This window comes from Saccharomonospora marina XMU15 (genome assembly GCF_000244955.1).
In the GTDB taxonomy this organism is placed as follows: domain Bacteria; phylum Actinomycetota; class Actinomycetes; order Mycobacteriales; family Pseudonocardiaceae; genus Saccharomonospora_A; species Saccharomonospora_A marina.
Genome location: NZ_CM001439.1, coordinates 4,252,887 through 4,268,349 on the forward strand (window position 1 = coordinate 4,252,887; position 15,463 = coordinate 4,268,349).

The window sequence follows — 15,463 nt, forward strand, 5'->3', positions numbered from 1 at the left end:
CCTACTTCTCCGAAGGGGCCGGACGGTGCACCTTGACGGATTCCTGTCCCACCTTGTCGGCCTCCATGGGCTCTGCCTCCGGTCCGGTGGCCAGCTGGCCACCCTCGGAGGTGGTGAAGCCCTTCTTGAACTCGGCTACCGCGGCGACGACCCGCTCGGCGAGCTCGTCGCTCCAGCGGCCCTTGTCGCGGATCTCCGCCAGGATGTCGTCGTGCTTGTGCCGCAGGTTCTGCAGCAACTCGCTGTTGAACCGGCCGGTGTCCTCGATCGGCACGTCGTCGAAGTGCCCGTTCGTACCGAGGAACACGGTCACCACCTGCTGCTCGACCGGGACCGGCGAGTACTGCGGCTGCTTGAGCAGTTCGTACAGCCGCGCGCCTCGGTCGAGTTGCGCCTTCGAGGCCGCGTCCAGGTCGGAGGCGAAGGCGGCGAACGCCTTCAGCTCCTCGTACTGGGACAGGTCGATTCGCAGCGAACCCGAGACCGTCTTCATGGCCTTGATCTGGGCGTCACCACCCACTCGCGACACCGACGTGGTCACGTCGACGGCGGGCCGCTGGCCGGAGTTGAACAGGTCGGACTGGAAGAAGCACTGCCCGTCGGTGATCGAGATCACGTTGGTGGGAATGTAGGCGGAGATGTCGTTCGCCTTGGTCTCGATCACGGGCAGCCCGGTGAGCGAACCGCCACCCAGTTCGTCCGACAGCTTCGCGCAGCGCTCCAGCAGGCGGGAGTGCAAGTAGAACACGTCACCGGGGAACGCCTCACGGCCCGGCGGGCGGCGCAGCAGCAGCGAGATCGCGCGGTATGCCTCGGCCTGCTTGGTGAGGTCGTCGAAGACGATCAGCACGTGCTTGCCCTGGTACATCCAGTGCTGGCCGAGTGCCGAGCCCGAGTAGGGAGCCAGCCACTTGTAACCGGCCGAATCCGACGCCGGAGCCGCGACGATCGTCGTGTAGTCCATCGCGCCCGCGTCCTCGAGGGACTTGCGCACCGAGGCGATCGTCGAACCCTTCTGACCGATCGCGACGTAGATGCAGCGCACCTGCTTGGTGGGGTCGCCGCTGTCCCAGTTCGACTTCTGGTTGATGATCGTGTCGACGCAGACGGCCGTCTTACCCGTCTTGCGGTCACCAATGATCAACTGGCGCTGGCCGCGGCCGATCGGTGTCATCGCGTCGATGGCCGTGATACCGGTCTGCAGCGGTTCGGAAACCGGCTGCCGCTCGACGACCGAAGCCGCCTGCAGTTCGAGAGCGCGCCGCTCGGTGGCCTCGATGTCACCAAGGCCGTCGATCGGCTTGCCGAGCGGGTCGATGGTGCGGCCGAGGAAGCCGTCGCCGACCGGGATCGACAGGATTCGGCCGGTGCGCTTGACTTCCTGGCCCTCCTCGATGGACTCGTAGTCACCGAGGATGACGACGCCGATCCGACGCGGTTCCAGGTTCTGCGCGACGCCCAGGATGCCGCCGGGGAACTCCAGCAGCTCATTGGCCATGGTGGACGGCAGTCCCTCGACGTGGGCGACGCCGTCACCGGTGTCGACGACGACGCCGACCTCTTCCCGGCTCACGTCCGGGGAGTAACTCGAGACGTAGTTCTCGATCGCGTTGGCGATCTCATCCGAGGAGATCGTCAGCTCCGCCATGTCGTTCCCGCTCTCACTTCGTTCCTGCCAGTATGCAAAGTTTGTTCGCTCACCGGGCGGTTTCAGCCGGTCAGCTGCCTGCGCAGTGCGTCGAGCCGACCGGCGGCACTGCCGTCGATCACCTCGTCGCCGACCCGCACGACCAGGCCGGCCCCGATGCTGGGGTCGAGCTCGACGTGCAAGGCGATCGGCCGCTCGTACAGTTGTCCGAGCTTCGCCGCCAACCGCTCCCGCTGCTCGCCGGTCAACTCGGTCGCGCTCTTCACGTAGGCGACCGACCGGTTGCTGCGCGCGGCCGCGAGCCCGACCAGCTTGTCCACGCCGCTGGCGACGCTTCTGCCACCAGGGCGGGCAACGACCTGTTCCACCAGCACCGCGGTGATCGGGTCGACCTTGTCCGCGACGACGTTTCGGATCAGGGTCCGCTTCGCGTCGGCGGGTGCCGTCTTGTCCGACAGTGCCCGCTCCAGCTCCGGTTCCGTATCCAGGATACGGGCGATCCGGAACAGCTCGTCCTCCACCGTGTCCAGTTTGCCGCTCTTTTCGGCCCCCATGAGCAGCGCGGTCTGCCCGAGCGACTCGATACCGTCCACCAGCTCACGCGGGCCGGACCAGCGGTTGCCTACGACGGCGTCGAGCACGCGCAGCGAGGGGTCGGAGACCTTGCCTTCCAGCAGGCTCCTGACCAGCCGCTTGCGGGCCTCGGGGTCCGACGAGCCGTCGGAGACGGCCCGCCGTAGCCCGATCTCCCTGGTGAGCAGGCCCACCACGGAGAGCAGCTCCTCCCCGACCGCGGACGGGTCAGCGCCCGCGTCGCCGAGCACCTCGTCGAGCCGAGCCTCGGCGAAGCTCAGAGCCTCGCGGCTCGCAGCATGCAGCGTCATCTACGCCCTACTTCCTCGCTCCGGCCGCACCATTGCCACTGGCTTCGAGTTCGGCGAGGAACCGGTCGACGGTGCCTCGGCGGCGCGCCTCGTCCTCGAGCGACTCGCCGACGATCCGGCCTGCCAGCTCGATGGCGTTGCGTCCGAGTTCGGCCCGCAGCTCGGCCACGATCTGCGCGCGCTGGGCCTGCAGCTGGGCCTCGCCCTGCGCGACGATTCGCCGTGCCTCCTCCTGGGCCTGCTCCCGCAGCTCTTCCTTGATCTGCTCGGCCTCCACCCGCGCGTCGTCGCGGATCTTGGCCGCCTCGGTCCGAGCCTCGGCGAGCTGCGCCTTGTACTGCGCCAGCGCCTGCTCGGCCTCGGCCTGAGCCTGTTCGGCCTTCTCGATGCCGCCCTCGATCTTGGCGGCCCGCTCCTCGTAGAGCTTCTCGAAGCGCGGCACCGCGTACTTCTTGAGCAGCCACAGCAGGATCAGGAAGGCCACCAGGCCGAGAAGGACCTCGGACAGGTGCGGCAGAACCGGACTCGGCTCCTCTTCCTGGGCCAGGATCATCGATGTCTTGAGCACAGCGTCTCCCAAACAGCCGAAGCCCGGCTCAGGCGGAGATGAAGTAGATGACCAGGCCGATCAGCGCGAGCACCTCGGTCAGCACGAACGTGGTCCAGGCGATACCCATCAGCTTGCCCTGGGCCTCGGGCTGGCGTGCGGTGCCGTTGATGACGGCCGCCCAGATCAGACCGACACCGATACCGGGGCCGATGGCGCCGAGACCGTAGCCGATAGCGGCAAGACCCGGGTTGATGTCGACCGCGGCCTCCGCGGCCTGCGCGAGAACAATGTTGCTCACTTACATATCCCTTTCAACTCGGTCCGCAGCCTCTGCGGATCGGGGGCTTTGCGTTGAGTTCCTGCTCGTGGTCGTGTTGTCCCGTTAGTGGTCGGAGGCGAGTGCCATGCCGATGTAGCCAGCCGACAGCACCGCGAACACGTAGGCCTGGATCACCTGGATCAATGCCTCCACGAAGGTGAGCAAAATGGCGAAGGCGAACGAGACGACCGACATCGCCTTCAACGCCGGGGCGGCCTCCAACAGCAGATACTCGCCGCCGATGGTGAACACCAGCAGAATCAGGTGCCCAGCGAACATCGCGGCGAAAACTCGGATCGCCAGCGTGATCGGGTTCATGATGAACTTCTGCAGGAACTCGATCGGCGTCAGCAGCAGGTAGATCGGCTTCGGCACGCCCGCGGGGGTCAACTGGTTCTTCAGGTAGCCGCCGAGACCGTGCCGCTTGATTCCGACGAAGTGGTAGACCGGGTACACGACCAGCACCGAAAGTGCCAGCGGGAACCCGATGTGCGACATCGTCGGGAACTGCAACAGCGGGACGATCCCGAAGATGTTGTTCACGAGAATGAAAGTGAACAACGCCAGGATCAGTGGCACGAACGGCCTGAAGTCCTTCGATCCGATCTGCTCGCGAGCGATGTTGTTACGACCGAAGTCGTACACCGACTCCGCGGCGAACTGCCATTTGCTCGGCACGATCTTCAGGTTCCGCGAGGTCAGCAGGAAGAACGCCCCGATGATGATTACCGACAGCACCACCAGCAGCATGGGCTTGGTGATGCCGAGGAAAATCGGCGGCAGGTTGAAGTCTCCGGCGCCAGGAGGGGCGAACTCGCCACCTTCGGCTAGTACCAGCGCGCCCAACTGGGCTCCTTCCGGTTCTCCCGGCCGGCGTTCACTCCGCCGGGGGAATCGTCACGATCTGGACTTAACGTACCCGATACAGATCAGGTACCTGGAAGCGGATGGCGGCTGTCGTCGGACCAGCCGTGACCGCCCCATGGCGCGGACGATACCAGCCTCGCGAGCCACTCCGTACGCCCGTACTCCTTAACCGGTGCCGCTGCCTACTCGCCGGAGTCGGGGATGATCGTGGGGATCTTCGTACGGCGGAACGCGACAGCCTCCGCCGCCGCCCAGACCAGCACCACGGCGAGGAAGGTGAACGCGACCGCGTAGGGGTGCAGTGCGTCGATGCCCTTCAACAGCGTCATCACGCCCAGCAGCACCAGCAGCTTGAGAATGTAGCCGCCGAGCGCGAGTGCCATGACCGCCATCGGGTCCAGGTTCGACGTCTTGCGCATCAGCCACAGCGTGACCAGCGACGACGCGAACGCGACCGCCCCTCCGACCGCCGCGCCGAACAGCCCGGGAAGCCCGACGAGGAGGGTCGCGACGATCATCCCGAGCACCACAGCAGCGACCGCGGGCCACAGCGCCGTGCGCAACATCGCGTCGGCGAGCCTGAGCACCTGCTGTGCGTGCGGATTGGGCTTGCCGGTGTCTGTGCTGTCGCCGGAGTTGTCGTTGGTCATGGGGCTCCCTGCTGGTTTCTGGACTTCAGTCTAGGGACCGCCGAGATGAGCGCGGCCACCAGCAACCCGGCACACGTGAGCCAGAACACCGCCCAGGTGTCGAACAGTGTCGCCGCGACCGCACCGAACGCCAGCAGCCCCGCCCACAGATAGATGAGCAGCACCGCCCTGCGCTGCGAGTGGCCGATCTCGAGCAACCGGTGGTGCAGGTGCATCTTGTCGGCGGCGAACGGGCTCTCGCCACGCCGGGTGCGCCGCACCACGGCGAGCACCAGGTCGAGCAGCGGCAGGAACAGCACCGCGGCCACCACGAAAAGCGGCGACAGCAACGCGACCACGTCGGTGGCGTCGAACAACTGGTACTGGATCTTGCCCGATGCCGACGTGCTGGCCGCCGCGAGCATCAACCCGATCATCATCGAGCCGGAGTCGCCCATGAAGATCTTCGCGGGCTGGAAGTTGTGCGGCAGGAAACCGAGGCAGGCACCTGCCAGGGTCGCCGCGATCAGCGCGGGCGGGTAGGTGCCGACGTCGCCACCGGACGAGGCGAGCAGCCCCAGCGAGAACGCCAGCGTCGCGGCCGCGGCGATGAGGCCGAGGCCGCCGGCCAGCCCGTCGAGGCCGTCGACGAAGTTCATCGCGTTGACCATCACCACGACCAGCAGCACGGCCAGCAGGCCGCCCTGGTTGCGGTCGAGGATGATCACCTGGCCGATCGCGTCGGCGTCACCGCCCCACGGCACCCAGAACGACACCCACTGCAGGCCGAACAGCACGAGAATGCCCGCGCACATCACCTGCCCGGCGAGCTTGGTCCACGCGTCGAGTTCGAAGCGGTCGTCGAGCGCACCGATCAGCACGATCACGCCACCGCCGACGAGCACGGCGACGGGGTCGTAGGAGTACTCGAAGGCTCGCCGCAGCACCGGCAACTGGTGGGCCATCGCCATGCCGCCGAGCACGCCGAAGTACATGGCAAGCCCGCCCATGCGCGGGATCGGCAGCACGTGTACGTCGCGCTTGCGTGGCACGGCCACCGCCCCGACCTTGATCGCGAAGCGGCGCACGACGCCGGTCAGCAGGAAGGTCAACGCCGCGGAGACGAGTCCGACGAGGATGTACTCGCGGATGGGCAAGCCTGCGGTCACAACGGGGGTCACGGACGTGTCATCCCCTGCCGAAGGAACTCTGCGGGATCACGGTGGGCAACGCTACCGTTACCGGAAACGGTCACGAGCGGGGGCCGACCTCGACGCCGAGGACCTCGGAAACCGCCTCGGCGCTCACCGCACCCTCGCGCAGCAGCACCGGCTGCTCACCGGTGAGATCGACGATCGTGGACGGAACGGGTTCCCCGCTCGGGCCGCCGTCGAGGTAGACCGCGACGGAATCGCCGAGTTGGTCCAGTGCCTGCTGCGCGGTGGCAGCGGGCGGCTGACCGGAGACGTTGGCGCTGGAGACGGCCATCGGACCCACTTCGCGAAGCAGTTCGAGCGCGACCGGGTGCAGCGGCATCCGCAGCATCACCGTTCCTCTCGTGGTGCCGAGGTCCCAGTTCAGGCTGGGCGCGTGCGGCAGCACGATGGAAAGATCCCCCGGCCAGAACGCCTCGATGAGCATCCGAGCCTGCCTCGAGACGCCGAGCGCCAGTCCGTCTACTGTGGACCAGGAACCGACGAGTACGCCGACGGGCATGTCTGGGCCTCTGTGTTTGGCCTGCAGCAGCCCGCGTACCGCGACGCCGTCGAAGGCATCGGTACCGATCCCGTAGACGGTGTCGGTCGGCAACACGACCAGCCTGCCCGATCGCACCGCCGCCGCAGCGGCCCGCAGGCCGTCGGCCCTCGTCCGTGGTTCACCGCAGTCGTACACCGCGCTCATGGCCGAAGCTTAGCGAGCCGCACCCGACCGCACCGGCGGCGGTGGCAACCGGCGGCAGTGATGCACCGGGCCCATGCCGAGTGCGGTAGGAATACACCCCATGAGCAATCCACAGCACCCTGAACAGGTTCCACCGCACCTGCCGGTGGCGCCGCCGGTGAACCCCGCCGAGCAGGCGCCGCCACAGGCACCAGGGGACCGGACCGGCTTCGGCAAGACACTGCTGGCCGCGCTGGTGTGGGTGCCGGTGAACTTCTTCGTGGCCGTCGCCGTCCTGGGCGGCCTGCCTGCTTCGGCGCGGGTCGCGGGCGAGTTCGTCGGGAGGATGATCGTGCCCGCCGTGCTGGCGGCGCTGGCGACCTGGCTGATCTCGCGCAGGAGCGGGCGGCCGTGGGAGTTCTGGAAGCTGGCGCTGCTCGCGCTGCCGTTCTTCCTGGTGATCAGGATCCTGCTCGGCGCCCGTTAGGCCCGCACGGCGGTCACGAACCGCGGCCTGCCCGCCAGATCGGCGTGGTCGACGACGTCGGTCAGCACGCTGCGCGCCCGCAGCAACGGCGGCACGGCCTTGCCGTGGGTGTCGTCGTGCTCGATCGCGACACCCCCGCCGGGCCGCAGCAGTCTCGCCGCCGCTGACACCGCGTGCCGGATCACCGCAAGCCCGCCCTCCGCGGCGAAAACCGCCTGCGGCGGGTCGTAGTCGGCGACCTCGGGCGGCACGGGCGTGCCTTCCGGAACGTACGGCGGGTTGCACAGCACCAGATCCACAAGACCGTCCAGTTCGGCGAACACCGTGGGGTCGCTGATGTCGCCGGAGTAGAGGCGGATCGGGGTGTCTCCCGCGCTGCGGCGAGCTTCGGCGTTGTGCCGGGCCCACGCCAGTGCGTTGGGGTCGTTGTCCACCGCGTACACGACCGCGTCCGCTCGCGCGTGTGCCACCGCGAGCGCGAGCGCACCCGACCCGGTGCACAGATCCACCACCACCGGGTACTCACGGCCCCTGAGCAGCTTCAGCCCCCACTCCAACAGCAGTTCGGTTTCCGGCCGTGGCACGAACACGCCAGGCCCGACATCGACGGCTATCCCACCGATCGCGGCCCACCCGATGAGGTGCTGCAGCGGTACCCGTTTGGCACGCTCGGTGACGAGTCTGCCGATGGCCTCCACGACGGGCGGATCGACCAGCGGCACCAGCGGCAACCTGCCGCGCTCGACCCCGAGAACATATGCGGCGATCAGTTCCGCATCTGTCCTCGCCGAAACCACGCCCGCCCGCTCGAGGATCCTGGTCGCCTCCAGGATCGCCAGTCGCAAGGGCTGTCTCTTCACGGCTTCAAGCCTGGCACAACTACCATCCGTCGCCGGGTACCTACGCCGCGAACGCGGCGGCGGGCCGCAGCCGGGGCATCCCGGGCGAGCGCAATGGACGCGACCGCCTCGCGAGCGACGCGGTGAATCACGACTGCGCGGCGGCCAACCGCTCCTCCCTGTCGGCGGCACGTAGCGCGTCGAGCACCCCGTCGAGATCCCCGTCGAGGACCTGATCCAGGTTGTAGGCCTTGTAGTTGACCCGATGATCGGAGATCCGGTTCTCCGGGAAGTTGTAGGTGCGCACCCGCTCGGAGCGGTCGACGGTGCGGACCTGGGAACGGCGAGCGTCGGCCGCCTTGGCCGCGGCCGCCTCCTCCGCGATGGCCTGCAGCCTTGCCTGCAACACCTGGATGGCCCTCGCCCTGTTCTGGATCTGCGACTTCTCGTTCTGGCAGGACACCACGATCCCGGTGGGCAGGTGTGTCACCCGCACGGCGGAGTCGGTGGTGTTGACGCTCTGCCCGCCAGGACCGGAGGAACGGAACACGTCGATACGCAGCTCGTTCGGGTCGATCTCGACCTCGATCTCCTCCGGTTCGGGGTAGACCAGCACGCCCGCAGCCGAGGTGTGGATTCGGCCCTGTGACTCGGTGGCGGGCACCCGCTGCACGCGATGCACGCCGCCCTCGAACTTCAGCCACGACCACACACCGTCGGCCTCGTTGCCCCTGCCCTTGACCGAGATCGTCACGTCCTTGTATCCACCCAGATCGGACTCGGTGGCGTCCAGGATCTCCACCTTCCAGCCCTGCCGCTCCGCGTAGCGCAGGTACATGCGCACCAGATCGGCGGCGAACAGGGCCGACTCCTCACCGCCTTCGCCGGACTTGACCTCCAGCACGACGTCGGAGGAATCGTGGGGGTCACGCGGCAGCAGCAGTTCGGTCAGCCTGGCCTCCAGAGCGGGAACGCGTTCCTGCAGCTGGCTCGCCTCCTGTGCGAAGCCCTCGTCCTCGGCCGCCAGTTCCCTGGCCGTCACCAGGTCGGAACGGGCACTCTCCAGCTCGTTCAGTGCCTTCACCACGGGAGCCAACTCGGCGTAGCGGCGCCCGAGTTTGCGGGCGCGGGCCTGGTCGGCGTGCACCGACGGGTCCGCCAGCTGCTGCTCCAGCTCGGCGTACTCGTCGAGCAGCCCACGCAGGGAAGATGATTCCACGGTTACCTCTGGCTACCTCTCGTGAAGACCGGGTCCGAACGCGAAAAACGGCGCCCGTCCTGCCGACTGGGACAGGATCGGGCGCCGCCGTTGAAGCTACTTGGCGTCGTTGCTCTTTCCCCGCCGCTTGCCGTAGCGAGCCTCGAACCGTGCGACCCGGCCGCCGGTGTCCAGGATCTTCTGCTTGCCGGTGTAGAACGGGTGGCAGTTCGAGCAGATCTCGACCTGGATGTTGCCGGAAGCCTTGGTGCTCCTGGTCGTGAACGTGTTCCCACAGCCACAGGTGACGGTGGTGACCACGTACTCGGGGTGAATACCGCTCTTCATGGTGTCCTCTCTCGATGGCCGCCGGGTCCTCCACGCGGGAAGGTGAACCGGTGCCGGACGTCAACGCGGGCGATTCTGCCAGAGCATTTCAACGCGCTCGCCCACGCCCTTGTTCCTGTCGTCGGTCGTCTGGTCAGTCGTCGTCCGTGCCGGGCGCGGTCTTGGACACCTGCATCAAGAACTCGATGTTGGTCTTGGTCTTGCGCAGGCGGTCCAGCAACAGGTCGATGGCCTGCTGCGAGTCCAGCGCGTGCAGCACCCTGTGCAGCTTGTGCGTCACCGCGAGCTCGTCGGGCGACAGCAGCAACTCCTCCTTGCGGGTGCCGGACGGGTTGACGTCCACCGCAGGGAACACCCTGCGCTCGGAGATCTTGCGGTCGAGCTTGAGCTCGGCGTTGCCGGTGCCCTTGAACTCCTCGAAGATCACGGTGTCGCCGGTGGAACCGGTCTCCACCATCGCGGTGGCGAAGATCGTCAGCGAGCCGCCGTCCTCGATGTTGCGTGCCGCGCCGAGGAACCGCTTCGGCGGGAACAGCGCGGTCGAGTCCACACCACCGGAGAGGATGCGACCCGAAGCGGGCGCCGCCAGGTTGTAGGCACGGCCGAGGCGGGTGATCGAGTCCAGCAGAACCACCACGTCGTGCCCCATCTCCACGAGGCGCTTGGCCCGCTCGATGGACAGTTCCGCCACCGAAGTGTGGTCCGACGGCGGCCGGTCGAAGGTCGAGGCGATGACCTCGCCCTTCACCGAGCGTTGCATGTCGGTGACCTCTTCCGGCCGCTCGTCGACGAGCACGACCATCAGATGGCACTCGGGATTGTTCGTTGTGATCGCGTTCGCGATGTCTTGCAGGATCGTGGTCTTGCCCGCCTTCGGCGGGGACACGATCAGCGCGCGCTGCCCCTTGCCGACCGGCATCACCAGGTCGATGACGCGCGTGGTCAGCTTGTTCGGCGCGGTCTCCAGCCGGAGCCGCTCGTTGGGGTACAGCGGGGTCAGTTTGTGAAACTCCGGCCGCTTCTTGGCGACCTCGGGGTCGAGCCCGTTGATCGAGTCCACCCGCACCAGCGGGTTGAACTTCTGCCGCTGCTGCTCGCCCTCCCTCGGCTGGCGTACCACACCGGTGATGGCGTCGCCCCTGCGCAGCCCGTACTTGCGCACCAGTGACAGCGACACGTAGACGTCGTTGGGTCCGGGCAGGTATCCGGAGGTGCGGACGAACGCGTAGTTGTCGAGTACGTCGAGGATTCCCGCCACCGGAAGCAGCACATCGTCCTCGCGGATCTCGGTGTCGGCGCCACCGCCGCCCTCACCGCGGCCACCGCGGCGGCGGCGATCGCGGAACCGCCTACCCCTGCGGCCGCCTCGCTCGTCGTCGTCCTGGGCGTTCTGACCACCCTGGCCACCCTGCCCGCTCTGAGCACCGTTGCCCTGCTGACCGCGCTGCCCGCCGCTCTGCTTGCGCTGCTCGCCCTGCGCGTCACCGCGCTGCTCGGCCTGCTGGCCGGACTCCTCGTCGGCGCGCTGCCCCGCGTTGCCGTCGGCGCCCGCGCTCTGCCTGGAGGAACCGCGCCTGCGCCTGCTTCGACCGGAGCCTTCCTCCTGCTGGCCGTCGCCGGACCTGGTGTCCGTGACGGAGTCACCCTGCTTGGCGGCGGGAGCCGAATCGGAGCCCTTGGCGGACTCCGAACCCCTCGGCTGCGACCGCTCGCCCGTGGCCTGCCGTGGGGAGGGGCTCTGCTCGCTCTGCTCCCCCTTGGCCTCCGTGTCGGCCTTGCCTGCCGACCGCGCCTCGCTGACGCCGTCGAGTGGCAGCGTCTCGTTACCTTCGTTGGCCGTTGCCTTCACCCGCTTCGTCTTGCCCTGGCGTTCACGAATAGCGGCGATGAGGTCACCCTTGCGCATTCCGGTGGTGTCGGTGATGCCGAGCTCACCGGCCAGCGCGCGCAGGTCGGCGATGACCATGCCGGAGAGACCCCCTGGCCGCCGCTTCGGTGCCGTACCCGTGCCGTTGGCCTGCGGCGCCTGCTCCCCTTCACCCTGGCTCGCGGCCTGGGCCTCCACGTCGCCGCTCAAAAGATCGGTGTTGCTCACACATGTCCTTCCTGACCGGTCCACGCCTCCACGGTGGACCAGCGGACCGCCGCCCGCGTCCGATTGCGAGACGGCTTCTGAGGTTCCCAGTGCAGACGGGTCCGACGCCGGAGTGCGGGACACAAGCGGCAGAGCCGCCTTCACGGGAATGGGCCGACCACCGTGTCTACCGGGAACCCGTCTAGAACGAACGGAAAGATCCGATCCGGAAAGATCCGGAACCAGCACCGGGTGCGGAAATGCACGGTGACCGAACGCCCCCGAGGGTAGACCGCCCGAGGTCGTGGTGCAACAACCACCCCCTGCGTGGCGTGCCTCACGTTACTCGCTCGTGGCGATCCTCACGCCGGCCGAATCGACCGGCAGTTCAAGGACGTCAAAATCTGAAACATCGACGGACCCCGGAAGTATTCCCGTGGTGGTGAGGGCGAGCACGGACGGTCCCGCCCCGGATACCGCCGCGGCCACCCCCCGCTGCCGCAGCGCCCGCACCAGCCGGATGGTCGCGGGGAACGCGGGCGCGCGGTAGTCCTGGTGCAGCCGGTCCTCCGTGGCCGTCAGCAACAGGTCCGGCCGCGCCGTGAGCGCGTGCACGGCCAGCGCCGCCCGCCCGACGTTGAACGCGGCGTCGGTGTGCGAGACCCGTTCCGGCAGCAGGCCCCTGGTCTGCCCCGTCGAGGAACGCTCGGCGGGCACGGCCACGACCGGCCGGATCGACGGGTGCGGCCGCAGCCGTTCGGCGTGGAAGCGCGTGCCCTCCTGCCACGCCACGACGAACCCACCGAACAGGCTCGCGGCGGCGTTGTCGGCGTGGCCCTCGAACTCCGCGGCGAGTTGCAGCGCGGTGTTGTCGACATCCTTGCCCGCGAGCGCGTACCCGGCGGCGATCCCGGCCACCGCCGCCGCGGCCGAGGAACCGAGGCCCCTGGCGTGCGGGATCGCGTTGCGGCAACGCAACCGCACTTCAGGCAGGTCCAGTTCGAAGTGCGCGCAGGCCCGGCGCAGCGCCCTGAACACCAGATGTGTCTCGTCGGTCGGCACGTCGGACATGTCGCCCGCACCCGCGTCGACGACCTCCACCAGCGGGCCCGAGTCGGCAACGCGCACCTCCACCACGTCGTGAAGGCCCAGCGCCATCCCGAAGCTGTCGAAGCCGGGACCGAGGTTGGCCGTCGAAGCAGGCACCGTCACGGTCACGGTGCGCGCCCCCGCGGTCACGACAACTCCAGTGCGACGGCGACGGCCCTCGGGTCCACCGCGAGTGGCTCCACCTCCACGTTGCCCTCCAGTGCCGTGGCCGGGTCCTTCAGCCCGTGCCCTGTGACGGTGCACACCACCGTCGACCCCTTCGGCACCCGCCCGTCGGCGGCCGCGACGAGCAATCCGGCGACGCTGGTGGCGGAAGCGGGTTCCACGAACACACCTTCCTTGCGGGCGAGCAGCCGGTATGCCCGCAGGATGCGCTCGTCGCTGACGGCGTCGAACAACCCACCGCTGGCGTTGCGGGCCTTGACGGCGGACTCCCACGAAGCCGGGCTGCCGACACGGATCGCGGTGGCGATCGTCTCGGGGTTCTTCACCGGCTCGCCCAGCACCAGCGGGGCCGCGCCTTCGGCCTGGAAACCGAACATGCGTGGCGTCTTGCTCACCACCCCGTCGGCGGCGTACTCGGTGTAGCCTGCCCAGTATGCGGTGATGTTGCCCGCGTTGCCCACCGGCAGGCAGTGGATGTCGGGTGCGTCGCCGAGCACGTCGCAGATCTCCCACGCCGCCGTCTTCTGGCCAACCAACCGCACCGGGTTGACCGAGTTGACCAGCGTGACCGGGTAGTCGGCCGCCGTCTTGCGGGCGAGTTCGAGGCAGTCGTCGAAGTTGCCGTCGACCTGAAGGATCCGCGCGCCGTGCAGCACCGCCTGTGCCATCTTGCCCAGCGCGATCTTGCCCTGTGGCACGAGCACCGCACTGGTGAGCCCGGCCCTCGCGGCGTAGGCCGACGCGGACGCCGAGGTGTTGCCCGTGGAAGCACAGATCACCGCCCGCAGCCCGCTCGCGAGCGCGTGGGTGATCGCGACGGTCATGCCCCTGTCCTTGAAGGAACCGGTGGGGTTCGCGCCCTCGACCTTCAGGTACACGTCGCTGCCGGTCAGCTGCGAAAGGTGCGGCGCAGGCAGCAGCGGGGTGTTGCCCTCCCCGAGCGTGACCACCTCCGCGCCCTGCGGGATCGGGATACGAGTGGAGTAGGCGTGGATGATGCCAGGCCAACCCGCCCGCGCGGAGGCCGCCTCGGCGGTGCTCACGAATCCTCGCCCTCCACCCTCATCACACTGACGACCTCTCGAACGACGTCCAGCTTGCCGATCTGTTCCACCGTCGCTCGCAGCGCCGCGTCGGGCGCGAGGTGGGTGACGATCACCAGGCTCGCAGTCGACAGCCGGTCACGCTGCCGCACGGCGGCGATACTCACGTCGTGCACGGCGAACGCCTGCGCGATCTGCGCCAGCACCCCGGGACGGTCGGCCACGTCGAGGCTCACGTGATACCTCGTCGGGGTCTGCCCCATGGGCCGCACCGGAAGCGCGGCGTGCGCGGACTCGCGCGGACCGCGCCCGCCCGCGACCCGGTTGCGTGCGGCGGCGACGAGATCGCCGAGCACCGCGCTCGACGTGGGAGCGCCACCTGCGCCCTGGCCGTAGAACATCAGCTCCCCTGCCGCCTCCGCTTCCACGTAGACGGCGTTGAACGCGCCACCGACCCCGGCGAGTTGGTGGCTGCGGGGGATCATCACCGGATGCACCCGCGCGGAGACCGACTCGGTGCCGTCGTCGGCGACCACCCGCTCACAGATGGCGAGCAGCTTCACCGTGCGGTTGAACAGCTTCGCGGCCGCGATGTCGGAGGCGTTGATGCCCGCGATGCCCTCGCGGTGCACGTCGGCGGCCGTGACGCGGCTGTGGAAGGCGAGCGAGGCGAGAATCGCCGCCTTGGCCGCCGCGTCGTAACCGTCCACATCGGCGCTGGGATCGGCTTCGGCGTAGCCGAGCCTGGTCGCCTCGTCCAGCGTCTCGGCGTACCCGGCGCCGGTTGAGTCCATGGCGGACAGGATGAAGTTCGTCGTGCCGTTGACGATTCCCATCACCCGCATGATCCGGTCGCCTGCCAGCGACTCCCGAAGTGGCCGCAGCAGCGGGATCGCCCCCGCGACGGCCGCCTCGTAGTACAGGTCGGCCCCGGAAGCGTCCGCCGCCTCCGACAGTTCCGCGCCGTACTCCGACAGCAGTGCCTTGTTGCCGGTGACGACCGACTTTCCCTTACGCAGCGCGGTCAGTAGCCAGCCCCGCACGGGCTCGATGCCGCCGATCAGCTCGACGACGACGTCCACATCGGACTCGACGAGCTCACCGGCGTCCGCCGTGAGCAGGTGCTGCGGAAGCTCCGGATGCTTGTCGGGGCGGCGAACAGCGATACCCGCGATCTCGATCGGCGCACCGACGCGTGCCGCCAACTCCTCGCTGTCCTCGATGAGCCTGCGAACCACTTCGCTGCCCACCGTGCCGCAGCCGAGCAGCGCGACTCTTACCGGGTTGCTCACCGCAACCCCACCACCCTCGCTCACGGCACCTCCAGCGTCTTGCGGGACACCCGCACCCGGTCGGTGCCCGCGAGCGCCAAACCCACCATCCTCGCTCACGGTACCTCCAGCGTCTTGCGGGACACCCGC

The 15,463-nt window shown here is 68.5% G+C and carries 16 protein-coding genes; 1 reads left to right on the top strand and 15 read right to left on the bottom strand.

The annotated features are described in order from the left end of the window. Position 1: 1 nt before the first annotated feature. The 8 genes from atpA to SACMADRAFT_RS20150 form a co-directional block, all read right to left on the bottom strand. Positions 2-1,648: a F0F1 ATP synthase subunit alpha gene (gene atpA, locus SACMADRAFT_RS20115; RefSeq protein WP_009155683.1), complete on the bottom strand. Its 1,647-nt coding sequence runs from the start codon at positions 1,646-1,648 to the stop codon at positions 2-4. A gap of 62 nt (positions 1,649-1,710) precedes the next feature. Then, positions 1,711-2,532 (bottom strand): F0F1 ATP synthase subunit delta, encoded by an 822-nt coding sequence (locus SACMADRAFT_RS20120; protein ID WP_009155684.1) that lies wholly within the window; start codon positions 2,530-2,532, stop codon positions 1,711-1,713. A gap of 7 nt (positions 2,533-2,539) precedes the next feature. Beyond that, complete coding sequence (locus tag SACMADRAFT_RS20125) at positions 2,540-3,100, bottom strand: F0F1 ATP synthase subunit B (RefSeq protein WP_009155685.1); 561 nt, start codon at positions 3,098-3,100, stop codon at positions 2,540-2,542. A 28-nt stretch (positions 3,101-3,128) separates the two neighbouring features. Beyond that, entirely contained in the window at positions 3,129-3,380 is a 252-nt protein-coding gene (locus tag SACMADRAFT_RS20130) for an ATP synthase subunit c family protein (RefSeq protein ID WP_009155686.1), read from the bottom strand. A gap of 84 nt (positions 3,381-3,464) precedes the next feature. Then, on the bottom strand, positions 3,465-4,247 hold the full coding sequence (atpB, locus tag SACMADRAFT_RS20135; RefSeq protein WP_009155687.1) for a F0F1 ATP synthase subunit A: 783 nt from the start codon (positions 4,245-4,247) through the stop codon (positions 3,465-3,467). 203 nt (positions 4,248-4,450) lie between these two features. Further along, on the bottom strand, positions 4,451-4,918 hold the full coding sequence (locus SACMADRAFT_RS20140; protein ID WP_009155688.1) for a hypothetical protein: 468 nt from the start codon (positions 4,916-4,918) through the stop codon (positions 4,451-4,453). Further along, a complete protein-coding gene (locus SACMADRAFT_RS20145) occupies positions 4,915-6,078 on the bottom strand; it encodes a glycosyltransferase family 4 protein (RefSeq protein ID WP_009155689.1) in 1,164 nt (387 codons plus the stop codon). Before SACMADRAFT_RS20145 ends, SACMADRAFT_RS20140 begins: the two co-directional genes overlap by 4 nt. A gap of 70 nt (positions 6,079-6,148) precedes the next feature. Next, entirely contained in the window at positions 6,149-6,799 is a 651-nt protein-coding gene (locus SACMADRAFT_RS20150) for an L-threonylcarbamoyladenylate synthase (RefSeq protein WP_009155690.1), read from the bottom strand. Between the two features lie 100 nt (positions 6,800-6,899). On the opposite strand from SACMADRAFT_RS20150, the gene SACMADRAFT_RS20155 reads away from it, so the two are divergent. Further along, positions 6,900-7,265: a hypothetical protein gene (locus SACMADRAFT_RS20155; protein ID WP_009155691.1), complete on the top strand. Its 366-nt coding sequence runs from the start codon at positions 6,900-6,902 to the stop codon at positions 7,263-7,265. Here SACMADRAFT_RS20155 and prmC read toward each other — a convergent pair. From prmC to SACMADRAFT_RS20190, 7 genes are all read right to left on the bottom strand, one after another. Beyond that, complete coding sequence (prmC, locus tag SACMADRAFT_RS20160) at positions 7,262-8,125, bottom strand: peptide chain release factor N(5)-glutamine methyltransferase (RefSeq protein ID WP_009155692.1); 864 nt, start codon at positions 8,123-8,125, stop codon at positions 7,262-7,264. The two genes, SACMADRAFT_RS20155 and prmC, sit on opposite strands and share 4 nt — an antisense overlap. 127 nt (positions 8,126-8,252) lie before the next feature. Further along, positions 8,253-9,323, bottom strand: a complete 1,071-nt coding sequence (gene prfA / locus SACMADRAFT_RS20165) for a peptide chain release factor 1 (RefSeq protein WP_009155693.1) — start codon at positions 9,321-9,323, stop codon at positions 8,253-8,255. Positions 9,324-9,419: 96 nt separating this feature from the next. Beyond that, positions 9,420-9,650 (bottom strand): 50S ribosomal protein L31, encoded by a 231-nt coding sequence (rpmE, locus tag SACMADRAFT_RS20170; protein ID WP_009155694.1) that lies wholly within the window; start codon positions 9,648-9,650, stop codon positions 9,420-9,422. 133 nt (positions 9,651-9,783) lie between these two features. After that, complete coding sequence (rho, locus tag SACMADRAFT_RS20175; protein WP_009155695.1) at positions 9,784-11,745, bottom strand: transcription termination factor Rho; 1,962 nt, start codon at positions 11,743-11,745, stop codon at positions 9,784-9,786. 321 nt (positions 11,746-12,066) lie between these two features. After that, positions 12,067-12,963 carry a homoserine kinase gene (thrB, locus tag SACMADRAFT_RS20180; protein ID WP_009155696.1) on the bottom strand — a complete coding sequence of 299 codons (897 nt, stop codon included), beginning with the start codon at positions 12,961-12,963 and terminating at the stop codon, positions 12,067-12,069. Beyond that, positions 12,960-14,042: a threonine synthase gene (gene thrC, locus SACMADRAFT_RS20185; protein ID WP_009155697.1), complete on the bottom strand. Its 1,083-nt coding sequence runs from the start codon at positions 14,040-14,042 to the stop codon at positions 12,960-12,962. The genes thrB and thrC overlap by 4 nt, the downstream gene beginning before the upstream one ends. After that, positions 14,039-15,358 (bottom strand): homoserine dehydrogenase, encoded by a 1,320-nt coding sequence (locus SACMADRAFT_RS20190; protein WP_009155698.1) that lies wholly within the window; start codon positions 15,356-15,358, stop codon positions 14,039-14,041. Before SACMADRAFT_RS20190 ends, thrC begins: the two co-directional genes overlap by 4 nt. Between the last annotated feature and the right edge of the window lie 105 nt (positions 15,359-15,463).

Excerpts from the sequence above, each read along its gene's own strand:
- atpA (WP_009155683.1), bottom strand. The coding sequence starts at position 1,648 with ATGGCGGAGCTGACGATCTCCTCGGATGAGATCGCCAACGCGATCGAG.
- SACMADRAFT_RS20120 (WP_009155684.1), bottom strand. The coding sequence starts at position 2,532 with ATGACGCTGCATGCTGCGAGCCGCGAGGCTCTGAGCTTCGCCGAGGCT.
- SACMADRAFT_RS20140 (WP_009155688.1), bottom strand. The coding sequence starts at position 4,918 with ATGACCAACGACAACTCCGGCGACAGCACAGACACCGGCAAGCCCAAT.
- SACMADRAFT_RS20150 (WP_009155690.1), bottom strand. The coding sequence starts at position 6,799 with ATGAGCGCGGTGTACGACTGCGGTGAACCACGGACGAGGGCCGACGGC.
- SACMADRAFT_RS20155 (WP_009155691.1), top strand. The coding sequence starts at position 6,900 with ATGAGCAATCCACAGCACCCTGAACAGGTTCCACCGCACCTGCCGGTG.
- rpmE (WP_009155694.1), bottom strand. The coding sequence starts at position 9,650 with ATGAAGAGCGGTATTCACCCCGAGTACGTGGTCACCACCGTCACCTGT.